Here is a 14,172-nt window from a genome sequence, read left to right as displayed (position 1 = left end):
AGGACTATGGGTTTGAAAACAATACATCCTGAGGGCTGGGCGCCCGCGCTGGGTTACGCCAATGGCATGCTGGCCGAGGACGGCACGCTGCACATCGGCGGGCAGATTGGCTGGAACAGTCAGAAGGTCTTTGAGAGCCATGATTTCATCGGCCAGATGACGCAGGTATTGCAGAACATCTGTGAGATTGTGGAGGCGGCCGGTGGGCAGCCAAGCGACATTGCGCGGCTGACCTGGTTTGTGAAAAGCAAGTCTGAGTATCTGGCGCATCAACGCGAGATCGGGCAGGCTTACCGCTCTGTGTTGGGGCGGCATTTCCCCGCGATGTCCTTGGTGGTGGTGGCTGATCTGGTCGAAGACGAAGCGCTGCTGGAGATCGAAGCGACGGCGCACATCTGCAAGGATTAGGCCGCTGACATAGCCTTGCGGTCCAGAAACCTTAGGGGTGACAACAACTTGCCCAAGGGTGGCCACCACAACCAACTGCCGCCCAAGGGGCGCAGGGTGGCCCCCGTGCCCAGCTTGAACCGCGCCAATCCGGCGGCTTTTTCGGTGTCCACCTGACCCAGTTCCAGCGTGGTCACGCCTTTGCCCGCCAGCCAGGTCATAGCTTCCCATAAAAGCAGGTTGTGCGCGCTGGCTGCACGTCCCGCCTCAGTGGTGTGACTGATGTGGTAAGTTGCGCTGTCGCCATGACAGAGGAACAGCATTGCCGCGACGGGTGTCTTGCCGTCAAACGCGGTGAACAGTTTTGCGCTGCCGCGATTGGCTTTGCTATAGGCCAGCGTCAGCGCCTCGGACCAGGTTGTATAGCCGCGCGCGGATTGTTGTTGCGCATCTTGCTGCAAAATCCAGTTGTCAGGTTTGATGGGTAAGTTTTGGCGGGTCAGGCGCAGGCCTTGGCTTTCTGCAAACACCAACCGGTTGCGCCATTTCTGATGCATTTGCCCGCGCAGATCGCCGGTCAGGGTGAGCTCCGCCACATGGGTAGGTGTCATCACGGGCACGGCGCCAAGATTGCCTAGCCAGGGTGCCGGATGATCCGGATTGAGCACCAAAACTTCGCGCCGCAAACCTGCCTCCCGGATCAGGCCGGGCAGGGTGGCTTTCTTGAGGGTTGCGCGCGGCAACATAGCGACGTTCACGCCGCCAATCTTGCGGCGCAGCACCAAGGTGCCGTCGCTCAGCGTTTTGGTTTGGGCCTCCGTCATGCTCAATGCTTGACGGTATTCATGGCTCTGTTGCAACGGGCGCGCGGGGAGGGGAAGGGAGACATCCAACATGAGGGCCATTAACGCATCTGAAACCTAATTCATGGTTAATGAAGTCATGAGAAAGTCTGAACAATCCCTTGTAATGGGCCATTCCGTGCCCACCGTGAAATGGACAAAAACCGCCGCCGTGCTTTTGGCCACTGTGCTCTCCATCCCGGTGTTTCTTGTCCTTACAGCCATCGACGTGCTGTTTTTGTGACGGTCTAGAGAATGTCGCGGCTCAACTCACGGGCGGCAAGCAATACCCGCAGGCGTGCCATTTCCAGCGCGTCGCCACTCAGCCGCTCCAATGGGCCGGATACGGCCAATGCCCCATGAAACTGCCCTGCGGCATCCACAATTGGCGCGGCGGCTGAGGCAATATGCGGATTGCGTTCCCCGGCTGAGGTACAGCTGCCGTCCGCCGCCAACTGCGCTTTAGCTCCGGCATCTAGCAGACTGAACGCCGCCAACACATGTCCCGCTGCGCCCGCGCGCAGGGTCAAACGCGCGCCTTCGTCCAGATGGTGGCGCACCGGCTCTGGTGAATTCTCCCGGTACAAACACAGCCGCTCATCCTGATCGAGCACGTAGAAAGAGGCAGTCTCGCCGGTGTCTGCCACCAACTGCCGCAATACAGGGCGTATGGCATCGCCCATCTCAAAATTGCGCCGATACAACGTGCCCAACCGCCACAAGGCTGGCCCCAGCCGAAACCGCCGGTCCGCATCGCGTTTGAGATAGCCATAGCGCTCCAATGACGACGCTAGCCGCGACACATTGCTTTTATAGAGCCCGGTTTCCTTAGCGATTTCCGTCAGTGTCAGCGAACGCTGCTCACCCGAAAACGCTTCCAAAATCGACAGGGCTTTCTCAACGGATTCCACGCGGGTTTCTGCCATCTGTTCCACTCTACGCAACAACTTTGACCACTTGTTGCACTGATTAGGGCGTCCGTCTAGCTGCACAGGTGAAAGGACACCCTATGAAACCACTCACGGACATTCGCGTATTGGACCTCACCAATGTGCTTGCAGGCCCCTTTGCCTGTCATCAACTGGCCCACATGGGCGCTGAGGTGATCAAGGTTGAAGCGGTGGGGCGCGGTGATCTTGCACGGCAGTTGGGGGCGGATCCCGAATTGAGCCAAAACAACATGGGCGTGTCCTTTCTTGCCCAGAATGCGGGTAAGAAATCGGTCACGGTGAACCTGAAAAACCCTGATGGGAAAGCGCTGTTTGTGAAGCTTGTCGCCACCGCTGACGTGGTGGTTGAGAACTTCCGCCCCGGTGTAATGGACCGGTTGGGCGTGGGCTATAACCACCTCAAAGCGATCAAACCGGATCTGATTTACTGCGCCATTTCCGGCTTCGGCCAAGACGGCCCATGGAAACAAAGGCCCGCATACGATCAGATCATTCAGGGCACCTCAGGTGTGATGTCGGTGACCGGTGATACAGACAGTGCGCCTTTGCGGGTGGGGTACCCAATTGCTGACACCGTGGGCGGCATCACCGCAGCGTTTGCCATTTCTGCTGCGCTGAACGCCACACCACGCGGCACATTTCTGGATGTCTCCATGCTGGAATCGGTCTTGGCAACCATGGGGTGGGCTGTGTCCAATTTGTTGATTGCAGGTGTCCCGCCACAGGCCAATGGCAATGAAAATCCGACCTCCGCGCCGTCCGGGGCGTTTGAGGCAAGCGACGGCTTGATCAACATTGCCGCCAATAAAGACGAACAGTGGCGGCTTCTAACGGATCACCTTGGACTCGCCGCCTTGCGTGACCGTCCTGAATTTGCGTCCCGCGAGAGCCGCAAGGTAAACCGATTGGCCCTGAAAGCTGAGTTGGAAGCAGTGCTCAAAACGCGCCCGGCGCGGGACTGGGCCAAAGAACTCAACACAATTGGTGTGCCAGCGGGCGCGGTGCTGACAGTGCCGGAAGTGCTGGACATGCCACAAATCACCGACCGAGGGTTCTTGCATAGGTTCCCAGATGTACCGGGCGTTGGCCGTGACATTGAGGTGGTGACAACCGGCATCAAAATGGACGGTGCGCCGTTGACAGTGGACAGTCCTCCACCGGAGCTGGGCGTGGATAATGCCAGCATTTACAGCAACCTTGGTCTCTCAGAATCTAGAATTGCAGAGCTTCAGAAAGGTGGTGCGATATGACCCGATCCAATTCCGATGTTTCTGACTGGTGGTCGACTTCGATCATCGACATGGCCCCAGGTCAAATCCGCTTTCGTGGGCACCCAATCGAAGAGTTGATCGGGAATGTCACCTTTCCCCAGATGATCTGGCTGATGACACGGGGTGACTTGCCCACGCCGGACCAAGCCCGCTTGTTGGAATGCGCGCTTGTCGCGGCCGTGGACCATGGCCCACAAGCACCCTCAATTGCCGCCGCCCGTATGGCGGTGACCTGTGGATTGGGTCTCAACGGGGCCATGGCGTCTGCGGTAAATCTCCTCGATGACGTGCATGGTGGCGCAGGCGAACAGGCGGTGGAACTCTACACTTGGATTGATCTCGCTGTGCAACAAGGCGCGGATGTGCAAGCGGCCACCGCAGCGATGATTGACCGCTGGCAAGCTGAGCGCGGTAAATTCATCCCCGGTTTTGGACATCGCTTTCACAAACCTGAAGACCCGCGCGCACCGCGTTTGTTGAGCTTGATCGAGGAGGCCGCCAAATCCGGCGTTGTCTCAGGTCGCTTTGTCGCCATTGGCCGTGCGACGCAGAAAGAACTCAACACCCGCAAAGGCCAACCTGTACCGATGAACATTGATGGGGCCACCGCTTTGGTCTACGCCGAGCTTGGATTTGAAGGCCCTCTGGCGCGTGGGCTGTTTTGTTTGTCACGCTCTGTGGGTGTGATTGCCCACGCATGGGAGCAGATGGGGCAGGCGGAGCGCAACAAGGGCCCAACTCCGCCGCAGTACCGCTGGACCTATACCGGCGAGAACCCAATCCATGAGGCCCAAGAATAGAAGGGCCGCCTGCGGATGCGCGGTGTGAGGAGAGGGAAATTTACGCTCAATGCGCGAACCCTCTTGACCTCTCTAAGAGGCTGAAATCCATCAACCAGACCTTGAGCGGGCGCAGTGTAATGGAAAGACCTCAGTCCTCCGAGAAAGTGACGTGACTTTCTCGGGGTTGCATGGAGTTTCTAAATCCTTCATTTCATTTAATAATGAATGGCATCATGCGCCACACGGTATCACTGTGTATCGGTTCGGTTCCGACAAAAAGCCGACAAAATTCCAAAACTCACAGAGACCTTCGCCCGTAAGGTTCCACAGATAAAAGCGGGTACCGGCAAACATTGCGACAGTGAGGTCAGAGGTTCCGTTCTCTTCGCGGGGAAGAATTCAAAGACTTGGTATTATCAGAAGAACGTTGGCCGGCAGACGCGCGGGTCGTCATCGGGCGGTTCCCGGTGATCTCGGCGGACGTCGCTCGCCAGGCTGCTCTGGAATGGGGCAGGGGGGCTGGCAAGAAAATCTAAATTGGAGCGCCAACCCTAAGGTGGCGATGGATGCCTACCTCGTGCGCCCGAAGTTGCGTTCAGAAACACATAAGCTCGGCGTCCGGCAGCAATTCGAGCTGCACCTGAAAGACTGGTTACGCCTCCCACTTGACGAAATCACAAAAGCAATGGTCGCGGAGCGGTAACGCTCATTGGCAGCAACACCTTCCGCCGCCAATCACGCGTTGAAGACTTTCCGGACGGTGTCTGACGTCAGCGCCTATGGGTCCAAACAGCGGTATTTGATAAGAGAGAGTTTAAGGCTCATCGTAACCACCGAGGAGTGGACGATGAGAAATACAACGAAGAGCCCCGGCGAGAAGATCGTCAAGGGCTTCAAGCGGGCCACACGCAAACAATATTCGGATGAAGAGAATATCCAGAAGTCGCTCTGGAAGCTTGAATTCATCCTTATCTGAGCGCGCACCCAGCAGTTCCAGTTGGCCATTCAAGTAATCGTCGGTCATGTCGCAGACCTTCCGAATGATCGGCGACATGGCGGCACAGAGAAATGTCGGGATCAATCGCCCCTAATTCCTGGGGTTGAGAGCGCATTAAGTGCTGCCGCGTTTCAAGTGACGACACAGAGCCTTAAGATGTGCGCGACGTTACCCGTGAAAAGGGCACAGCAGCCGGTGTGCCTTCAATACTTTACGGGGGCTTGGCGTAGCTGTCGCCAAGCGGAGCCAAAACCCCCGCTTGGCGTGTTGGTTTACTCGCCGGGAGCAACCACGGTTTCGTTGAGCTTGTCTCTCTGACCATCACGGAACAGCGCTTTGGCAAGGGAGATGCACATCAACCCCATGACAATGGTGAAAGGAAGGGCACCGATGATCATGGCGCTCTTGAGAGCTTCCATTGGATCAGCGCCACCATTGGTTTTTCCCGCAATCAGCAATGTGCCAATGACCGCAGTGAGTATGACACCCCAGACCACTTTGTGTTTGTTGCCAACTTCTTGATCACCACCAGACATGATGGTGTTCATCACCAGAATGCCAGAATCCGCGGAGGTCACCAAGAAGGTCATAATCAGCACGACGCACATAACAGTGATGGCGCTGAGAAGACCGCCAGACAGCATTTCGCCCAGTGTGACAAACAGCTTTGCAGTATTTGACGCTCCGATGATGGCTCCTTCCGCGCCACCTGTGAGTTCAAGATCAATGGCGGTTCCACCCAGAATTGTCATCCAAGCAAAACAAACAAGCGCTGGCGCAAACATGCAGCCCACGATGAATTCCCGCACGGTGCGACCGCGAGAGATGCGGGCCAAGAAAAGACCAACAAATGGAGAGAAGGCAATCCACCACGCCCAATAGAACGTGGTCCAACCGGCTTGCCAGCCAAATTGGCGGCCAGGTTCACCAGCTGCATAAGCTGACTGAAGTACAGAATCTGATAATGCGGCAGCATCGCCCTCAAGACCAGACTTGAAGCTGTCAAAGGATCCCCATGCGTTGGTGGCACCACCTTGAAGAGCATCTGCAAATGGTGCAGCCTCACTTGGCAAAGCAGCGGCAAAATCTCCGGCGGCTTGCGGTCCGTATGCGCCAAAGCTCAGCGACACAAAGTTCAACAGATAGTCGACAAGCGCCGTTGCGTAGGTGGTCATGGCAAACAGGAATGAGCCGAAAACAACAAAGACAAACAGCAGGATAAGCGACAGAACCAAGTTCAGGTTGGAAAGGTATTTCACACCTTTGCCCACGCCAGAAACGGCCGACACAATGGACAAGCCCATAATCACCAACAAACCGGCGATCAATCCAACGGTACCCGGAGCTGGTGCTTCGCCGCTCATATCCATCATCCAGCTCATGCCGGTGATTGCATACATGCCGTCAATGAATTGAGACACGCCGAAGCCAATTGTAACAGAGACGCCAAGAATGGTGGCAACCACACCCAAAACATCCACAAGATGGCCCAGCGGGCCATTCATAAGCGGGCCAAACAGGGGGGTGAGTGCGGACCGGATCGTCAGCGGCATTCCACGGGTGTAGGCATAGTAAGCAAGAGACAGCCCTGTCACCACATAGATTGCCCAAGCGTGGAAGCCGTAATGCGCAAAGGTATAGCGATATGCAGATTTCAGCGCATCTTCTGTATTGCCCGCCACATCACCCGCGACAACCACTGGGTTTGAGCCCCACAAGCCAAGTGGCTCTGCTGTTGCAAACACCATCAATCCCACGCCGAGACCGGCGCCGAACATCATGGAAAACCAAGAGAAATTTGAGAACTCCGTGCCTTCTCCCGGGCGCCCCATTATGCGCTTTCCGGTTTGGGGGAGTGCTGCGAGCACAAACAAGAAGAATGCAAAGAAACCAACAATAATGATGTAGAACGTGTTGAAGCTTTCCAACAGCTGCCAGTTCAGACTGCCCAATACCCCATTTGCGTTTGCTGGCCAGACAAGTGCCCAAAGCACCAATCCAACCAAGATTGCTTTGGACAAAAGCGCAATTTCGACGCTGTGTCCTTCATAAAATCCGGACGCGGCTCTGTTGACCTCGACCTCTGTAAACGGTGGTTTAATTGACATGCGTTTCCTCCCTGAATGTCAAAATCCGTCGACCCTTTCTGCGCCCTCCCGCGCCAGATCAGCCGATAATGGTTTCAATTTTTTCCAGCGTCGCCACATTCACCGCCACCCCGTCTATGCGGGCTTGTATGCGGTGCTTGTTGCGGCCATCGCCGGGAAGTCTCGCGCCGTCTTGCGCGTGAATTGTGTCTGTGAGCCGCGCAACCAAGGCTGCGAACCCGCCACCTGATGTCGCTATCGGATCTATTGCGATGAAGAATTGCCCGGTGCGAGGTGGCCCGCCTGCGGTGCCCGAGAAAGGCGAGGCATCGATACCTAACGTGGCCCCGGTAAGGGCTGCAGCCATAAGCTCAACAAGCAAAGCCGTTCCGACGCCTTTGTAGCCACCGGACGGGGCCATGGAGCCCTTTAGGCCAACGGCAGGATCCGTTGTCGGTTGCCCCTCACTATCAAGCGCCCAACCCACTGGGATGGGTTTGCCTTCCCGGGCGCGCTTCATGACCTCGCTTTTGGCAATTGTGCTGGCGCTTTGATCGATTAACAGCGCGGGATCTCCGCCGGCACCGGGTACAGCAATTGAAAATGGATTTGTTCCAACCACTGGCTTGAACCCACCTGAGGGTGCAATTGAGGCTGGCGCATTGGTGAATCCAAGTCCCACCAGGCCCGCTTTGGCCAGTTGCTGTGTGTGATACCCAAGAACACCACAATTATAGCTATTGTTTACTGCCAGTGCCGCTATTCCCTGTGTCCGGGCAAGTGGGACCAAGGCATCAAAACCTAAGTCGATTGCCGGGTGGGCAAATCCTGTTGCGGCATCGACGGTGATGACAGAGGGAGCCGTGGTTTCACGCTTCGGTGTTGCCTGGCCGTCTACTTTGCCGCAAATCACGTGCTCGCAGTATATTGGAATATAGGCCAGACCATGACTGGATATCCCGTCAGCCTCGGTTGCCGCGGTGGCCACCGCAAGGGGGCGGGCATTTTCAACTGAGGTGCCAGCGGCCACCAATGCACGCAGGCTTAAATCTTCGATTTCAGCAAGGCTTAGCGTTCTGGTTTCCATGTTGGTGTCCTCGTCTAGTCGTTGTCAGTAATTCCCGCGCCCGCGCCCGTCATACGAGACGCTTCGGTTGCTGGTGCATAGGTGCGATACGCCAGTGTTTGCAGCACGGCCCAATCTGCTTCTGTGGACGTGACGCGGGTGAAGCCGCCACTGGGGAGTACCGTCTTTTGGGTTGGTCGGATGACCATCGAGACACCATGAGCAGGCACCTTTCCGGTGAGGTGCTGGTGATTACCGTCGGTCACCAAAGTGAATTCTTGCCCCACCAGACCGACAGTTTGTCCTGTCTTTGCGGCAATGTCGGCCACAAAAGGCATCAGGAAGGCAGGGCAAGCGACATCGTTCACTTGCCAACCTTCCGCACTTATTTCATGCGCTTGATCAGCCATACACGCGCCCACGTTTATAGGGCAGAGAGGTCCAGAAGCGGCTTCCCAAACCCCGGCCTCTTTAATTGGAGTGCGCTCAATGTTGCGCTCTTTGATCGACAACAGTCGGGAGAGTTCCGCGCAACCGTTGACCCCGTTTCCACAAAGCCAGCGCGTGGCCTTGGCGGCCTCTTCTGCCATGCCCCAGGTGAAACCCGCGCCGCGTGCAGCTTTCTTCGCGGTTGCTTCGACCTCGTTTAGGGACACAGTCAAGTACATGGTCATGGGGCCAACTCCGGATACACCCAATCATCGGCGTTGGCTTCAGACAGGGTCTCGGGATATGGGGCACCGGCGAACATACAAATTCGGACCCAGCGGTCTGACCTTGGGTCAAAATGTGTTGCGCCAAAAAAAGAGAGTTTTGCGCGCAGCATGTCAATTGGCAGCACATCGACTGCGATCGTGTTGTCGCGAATTTCGCCATAGGGGGCACTTTGGCTCAGTTGCGCGCGTCGTATGGTATGGCGGTGTTCAGGGTGACGTTGCAGGAATTCGGCTATCTCGGACGTCTCAGGCCAATTTTTCAATGCGTTGTAGGCCTGTGCCGCATCACGGGCTGGTGCCAAAGGTTGCTCATAGGGGGCAATCGGCTCTTCAAACCGTTCTCCCAGTCGCGGCTCCAGCTTTTCTTCGGACACATACCAAGCGCGTGCACAGTTGCGGGGGGACTGCCAATCATACTCAAACGCCCAACCGAAACTTTGCTCAAGAAGGCTGTTCACGTCACCAATCGGCATCGCGCCGTCGATGGTGGTCACGGCAGGGCTGGCGTCCGCCATGCTGGTGACAAGCGGATCCACCAAATCTGGATAGGGTTCCAATATCAGCGACGCCAGTAGCTCCTGCCCTTCGGTACTAAGATGTGTGGCCGCCCATTCCATCAATTGGTTCCATGGATAGGGTGTTTGAAAATCGTCTTCCTCAACCCGTGAACTCAGACGCTCCAAGTCGCTTTTCAAGGCGTCGATTTTCTCAATCTGCAGAGGATGTTTGGATGCCCATCGGGAAACTGAAATGGCGCTGCGTTTCAGGCGATTCTTAAAAACACCCGTGACATCTTCGGACGCCGACGCAATCAGCCGTACCTGACGGATGGCCTCCTCCCGCGCCATAATCCAATTGTTGAACAAAACTGGGTGGTTGATCACAAACGGCGCCATGCCCAAACCAGTGGAGTTTCCAATGCCCAGGTCCCGCGCAATTGACGGATCCAGGATTGCCGTTGTTGTGCCACCCTTCATTTGCGCCATGTGCTGAACCAGATCGAGAACAAAGGCCCGAGTGAGGTACACAGACAGCATTTCGACTTGAAAAGGCGGGTACAACTCCTCGCGATCCGAAATGGTCTCGCGATCCGCAGCGCCAAATTTTCCCGATCCATAAACCGCCGTGGTCCGCATGAGGTAGCCAACCTGATCAATCATGTTGGTGTCAGGTTGATGCCCTTTGGCCAGAGCGGACACGACATGCTCCCAAAGTCGCACTGAGCGGTTGGCCCGAGACAACGACAGCTCTTTTTCGCTGATCCGCCCTGCTTCTTGCAGCGGCACGTTTTGTTTCAACCGGTCGATATCCGCATCACTTGGCACACCATCAAACAGTGTAAAGGTGGCGTCCCACGCTTCGGCAATCACCCGATCCGAGCGCATTTCATCCGGTAGATCATGGGCAAAAGCGACCAGAGAATAGCTGCGTTCTGGCCCCGTCGCCGTGTAAACGGCAAAGCCAACGCCGGTTTCGTCAATCTCAAATTGTGGCCGAGAAAACTCCCAGTTGTCACCGGCCAACCGCCGTAACAACACCCGCATAAAACTCAATCGACTCTGATGCAAAGAGCCCAGTCGCTCCAATCGCATCACCTCCGAAGGAGGGCGCCTTTTGATATGCGGCGTATCTGTGATCATGGGACGCTTGCGCCAAAGTTATCGTCAAAGAAACGGTACCAATTGCCGCCCATGATCGCGGCAACCTCGTCAGCGCTCATGCCGACGTCCCGCAATCCGGCTTCCAAGTTGTCAAAATCACGATTGTCTTGGAACCAGCTGGGCATTTTAGGAAAACCGGGCGAAGCGGCAGACCCTTCTCCAAAGTCGATCTCTTTGCTCCAACGACCTGTGCGCATCCATTCCACAACGCTGTCGGGCTGATCCTGACAAAGATCTGATCCGATGCCCAAATGGGTGACCCCATATGTGTCCGCGGCGCGGGCAACCATCTCGCAGAAACTCTGAAGCGTGCAGGCCGATTTGTCCTTTAAGTGGTGAGGATATAGCGAAAACCCTATCATGCCTCCATTTTGCGTGACCGCTTGGATGACGTCGTCTTTCTTGTTGCGAAGCGCCGGAGACCACTCAAACGGATTGGCATGGGTGATGGCAATTGGCCGTTCCGAGATATCCGCCGCCTCAATCGTCGAACGGTCTGCGGAATGGCTCATGTCGACCACGAGACCAACCCGGTTCATTTCTTTGATGACCTGTTTGCCCATGCGGGTGATGCCAGAGTCCTCAGCCTCGTAGCACCCCGTGGCGAGCAAAGACTGATTGTTATAGGTCAGCTGCATAAAGCGCGCGCCAAGCGTGTGCAGGATTTCTATCAGCCCGATGTCGTCTTCCATCGGACTGGGATTTTGAAAGCCAAAGAAGATGGCTGTGCGATTTGTTTTGCGGGCAATGTCGATATCTCGGGCTGATGTGCCCTTTAAAATCAGATCACTGTAGGTCTCAAACCAGCGGTTCCATCGTTCGAAATTCAAAACCGTTTCACGGAAGGTTTCGTGGTAGGCGATCGTGACATGCACCGCATCAACACGGCCTTCGCGCAGTTGCCGGAAGATCTTTTCAGACCAATTGGCGTATTGAAGGCCGTCAATGCGCATCAGGAAGGCACCCCCGCGCTGATGTAGGCTGTTTTGACCGTGGTGTAGAATTCCGCAGCCGCCCGACCTTGCTCGCGTGGCCCATAAGAACTGTCACCACGACCACCAAACGGCACGTGGTAGTCGGTTCCCGCCGTAGGCAAATTGACCGTTACAACACCTGTTCGCGCGTGTCTCCGGAAATGCGTCGCGCGTGCCAGATCACGGGTGACGATGCCAGACGTAAGCCCAAAGTTGGTGTCATTTACTGTTGCCAGGGCTTGATCATAGCTGTCGACCTTGATCACAGAAGCCAAAGGCGCAAACATCTCTTCACGATTGATGCGCATATCGTTTGTGGTGTTCAAAAAGATGCCCGGCGACATATAAAACCCATCCTCCGGCATCTCCAATCTGACCCCGCCGCAGGCAAGTTCGGCGCCTTCGGCTTGCCCAAACGCGACATATTCGAGGTTTTCCTGAAGTTGTTGGGCGCTCACAACCGGCCCCATTTGGGTGCCGTCGTGTAATGCGTGGCCCACTTTCATTGCCTTTGCGCCAGCAACCAGTTTGTCCACAAACGCATCATGCACTGACGCATGAACGATAAGCCGCGAAGAGGCTGTGCATTTTTGACCTGTGCCGCCAAAGGCACCACCGAGGGCAACGGACACAGCGAGATCGAGGTCTCCGTCATCCATAACAGCCAGTGCATTTTTGGAGCCCATTTCCATCTGAACCTTGGTCAGGTTCTGAATGGCGGCGGTGGCGATACCTTTGCCTACAGGCACGGAGCCAGTGAAGGAAATTGCATCGACGGAGGGGTGTTCAACAAGATGCTGACCGATCGAGCTGCCTGCGCCCATTACCAGAGAAAACAGCCCCTCTGGAATGTCCTGTCGGGAGATGATCTCAGTCAGTGCAACGGCTGACGCTGGCGTGACATTTGCTGGCTTCCAGACCACGGCGTTGCCGTAACACAATGCGGGTGCGATCTTCCAAGACGCTGTGGCAGTTGGGAAATTCCAAGGGGAGACAATGGCCACCACACCAACGGGCTCGCGGCGGACATCAATTTCAACACCTTCGCGCACGCTGTCGGCATTTTCGCCCAGTTGACGCAGACATTCTGCTGCGTAGTAGGTGAAGAACTGTCCTGCGCGAAAAACCTCTCCACGCCCTTCCGCGAAGGGCTTGCCTTCTTCTCGGCTAAGCAACCGGCCAAGCTCGTCGGCACGGCTCATCAATTCATTACCGATGCTCATCAGAACGGCCTGCTTGCGCTCCATTCCATAAGTGGCCCACACAGCTTGCGCGCGTTGCGCCTGTTCCAGTGCCTCGTCCAACTGGCCCCGGCTGGCCTGCGCATACCGGCCAATCAGGTCACTTGTGTCCGAGGGGTTCCGGTTTTCAATTTCCTGATCCCCAGTGACCCATTGCCCCGCCACAAAATTGCAATTGATGTTTGACATGCCGTGTCCCTTACGCGCTGGCCAAAATGGCCAAAGTTTGATGAGATATCGTGGACTCTCGGTGTCACATCAGTCAAACTTAAACTTCTTAATCAAATTACAGAAAAATTGAAGTATGATCAAAATCGATATGTTGCGGTGCTTTAGCACGGTCGCGCAGTTTGGAAGTTTGATGGAGGCTTCAACACGATTGGGGCGCACCCCGTCTGCACTCTCAATGTCGCTGAAACAACTTGAAGGCCATCTTGGGGCGCGCCTGTTTGAAACGGAGCGGAAAAACAAGCTGACACCCCTCGGTCAGGAGGTCTTTCGCATTGCTCAATCACAGCTTCGTCAGTTTGACGACACCGTGACCTCAATCGAGAATGCAGCAAATGCGCCTCAGGGGTTGATAAAAATTGCGTCGATTCCGTCGGCGACGGGGCTAGCATTGCCTCAAGCTATTTCCACAATGATGGAACAGCACCCGCATCTAAAGGTCGAACTAAGAGACATGGACAGTGCGATGGTGGCCGAGGCCATTTTGCATGGAGAGGCGGATATTGGCATCGCTTCAGGCAGTCAATCTCTCAACGGAGTGGATTGTGTCACGCTTTTTGAAGACGCGTTTGGTTTACTTTGCGGAGCTGAACATCCGCTGGCCAAAGTTACGTCTCCGCCAACCCTCGACGACATCTTCTCCTATGCATTTATGAGCAACAATTTGTGCAGCCAATTGGATCTGGACGCAGTCAGATCCGCCTCGGAAGGAGCCCATATAGTGGTGCACAACACACACTCTTTGATTGCGATGACACGAACAAACAATTGGGTGACCATCTTGCCAAAAAGTGTTGCTCGCGCCTTGCCCGACGAGCTCGTTTTTCGACCCATAGATGGCATAACTCAGCGACGCACTGTTTCTCTGCTGTTGAGTCAGCGCGCACGTTTTCCAAATTTGCTTGAAACTTTTTCCAATCTTTTGGTTCAAGCTGACTGGACCTAAATGTTGCCGGGTTTTGCCATGCCC

The 14,172-nt window shown here is 55.7% G+C and carries 14 protein-coding genes; 5 read left to right on the top strand and 9 right to left on the bottom strand.

The features are described from left to right. Positions 1-6: 6 nt before the first annotated feature. The gene (locus QOL67_RS07560) at positions 7-408 is read left to right on the top strand and encodes a RidA family protein (protein ID WP_283425346.1); all 402 of its coding nucleotides are present in this window, start codon (positions 7-9) and stop codon (positions 406-408) included. Here the strand turns inward: QOL67_RS07560 and QOL67_RS07555 are convergent. Continuing rightward, entirely contained in the window at positions 405-1,211 is an 807-nt protein-coding gene (locus QOL67_RS07555; RefSeq protein ID WP_283425345.1) for a GNAT family N-acetyltransferase, read from the bottom strand. The two genes, QOL67_RS07560 and QOL67_RS07555, sit on opposite strands and share 4 nt — an antisense overlap. A 118-nt stretch (positions 1,212-1,329) precedes the next feature. Between QOL67_RS07555 and QOL67_RS07550 the strand changes: the two genes are divergently transcribed. Beyond that, positions 1,330-1,473 (top strand): hypothetical protein, encoded by a 144-nt coding sequence (locus tag QOL67_RS07550; protein WP_283425344.1) that lies wholly within the window; start codon positions 1,330-1,332, stop codon positions 1,471-1,473. Between the two features lie 4 nt (positions 1,474-1,477). Here QOL67_RS07550 and QOL67_RS07545 read toward each other — a convergent pair whose 3' ends face one another. Beyond that, entirely contained in the window at positions 1,478-2,155 is a 678-nt protein-coding gene (locus QOL67_RS07545; protein ID WP_283425343.1) for an IclR family transcriptional regulator, read from the bottom strand. 83 nt (positions 2,156-2,238) lie between these two features. Between QOL67_RS07545 and QOL67_RS07540 the strand changes: the two genes are divergently transcribed. After that, positions 2,239-3,429 (top strand): CaiB/BaiF CoA transferase family protein, encoded by a 1,191-nt coding sequence (locus QOL67_RS07540; protein WP_283425342.1) that lies wholly within the window; start codon positions 2,239-2,241, stop codon positions 3,427-3,429. Continuing rightward, positions 3,426-4,250 carry a citryl-CoA lyase gene (locus tag QOL67_RS07535; protein ID WP_283425341.1) on the top strand — a complete coding sequence of 275 codons (825 nt, stop codon included), beginning with the start codon at positions 3,426-3,428 and terminating at the stop codon, positions 4,248-4,250. Before QOL67_RS07540 ends, QOL67_RS07535 begins: the two co-directional genes overlap by 4 nt. A gap of 796 nt (positions 4,251-5,046) precedes the next feature. Here the strand turns inward: QOL67_RS07535 and QOL67_RS07525 are convergent. The 7 genes from QOL67_RS07525 to QOL67_RS07495 all read right to left on the bottom strand — a co-directional run bounded on the left by QOL67_RS07525 (position 5,047) and on the right by QOL67_RS07495 (position 13,163). Beyond that, positions 5,047-5,256, bottom strand: coding sequence for a hypothetical protein (locus QOL67_RS07525; RefSeq protein ID WP_283425478.1), 210 nt, complete (start codon positions 5,254-5,256; stop codon positions 5,047-5,049). Positions 5,257-5,501: 245 nt separating this feature from the next. Further along, a complete protein-coding gene (locus QOL67_RS07520) occupies positions 5,502-7,337 on the bottom strand; it encodes a BCCT family transporter (RefSeq protein WP_283425340.1) in 1,836 nt (611 codons plus the stop codon). Between the two features lie 58 nt (positions 7,338-7,395). Further along, complete coding sequence (locus QOL67_RS07515; protein ID WP_283425339.1) at positions 7,396-8,403, bottom strand: Ldh family oxidoreductase; 1,008 nt, start codon at positions 8,401-8,403, stop codon at positions 7,396-7,398. Positions 8,404-8,417: 14 nt separating this feature from the next. After that, positions 8,418-9,056: a DUF3726 domain-containing protein gene (locus QOL67_RS07510; protein ID WP_283425338.1), complete on the bottom strand. Its 639-nt coding sequence runs from the start codon at positions 9,054-9,056 to the stop codon at positions 8,418-8,420. Beyond that, positions 9,053-10,738: a hypothetical protein gene (locus QOL67_RS07505; protein WP_283425337.1), complete on the bottom strand. Its 1,686-nt coding sequence runs from the start codon at positions 10,736-10,738 to the stop codon at positions 9,053-9,055. The genes QOL67_RS07510 and QOL67_RS07505 overlap by 4 nt, the downstream gene beginning before the upstream one ends. After that, complete coding sequence (locus tag QOL67_RS07500) at positions 10,735-11,712, bottom strand: membrane dipeptidase (protein ID WP_283425336.1); 978 nt, start codon at positions 11,710-11,712, stop codon at positions 10,735-10,737. The genes QOL67_RS07505 and QOL67_RS07500 overlap by 4 nt, the downstream gene beginning before the upstream one ends. Then, the gene (locus tag QOL67_RS07495) at positions 11,712-13,163 is read right to left on the bottom strand and encodes an aldehyde dehydrogenase family protein (RefSeq protein WP_283425335.1); all 1,452 of its coding nucleotides are present in this window, start codon (positions 13,161-13,163) and stop codon (positions 11,712-11,714) included. The genes QOL67_RS07500 and QOL67_RS07495 overlap by 1 nt, the downstream gene beginning before the upstream one ends. Positions 13,164-13,278: 115 nt before the next feature. On the opposite strand from QOL67_RS07495, the gene QOL67_RS07490 reads away from it, so the two are divergent. Further along, the gene (locus QOL67_RS07490) at positions 13,279-14,148 is read left to right on the top strand and encodes a LysR family transcriptional regulator (protein ID WP_283425334.1); all 870 of its coding nucleotides are present in this window, start codon (positions 13,279-13,281) and stop codon (positions 14,146-14,148) included. Positions 14,149-14,172: the final 24 nt, after the last annotated feature.

This window comes from Shimia sagamensis (genome assembly GCF_900182745.1).
GTDB classification, from domain to species: Bacteria; Pseudomonadota; Alphaproteobacteria; order Rhodobacterales; family Rhodobacteraceae; genus Shimia; species Shimia sagamensis.
This window is presented reverse-complemented; position numbering and strand designations above follow the sequence as displayed.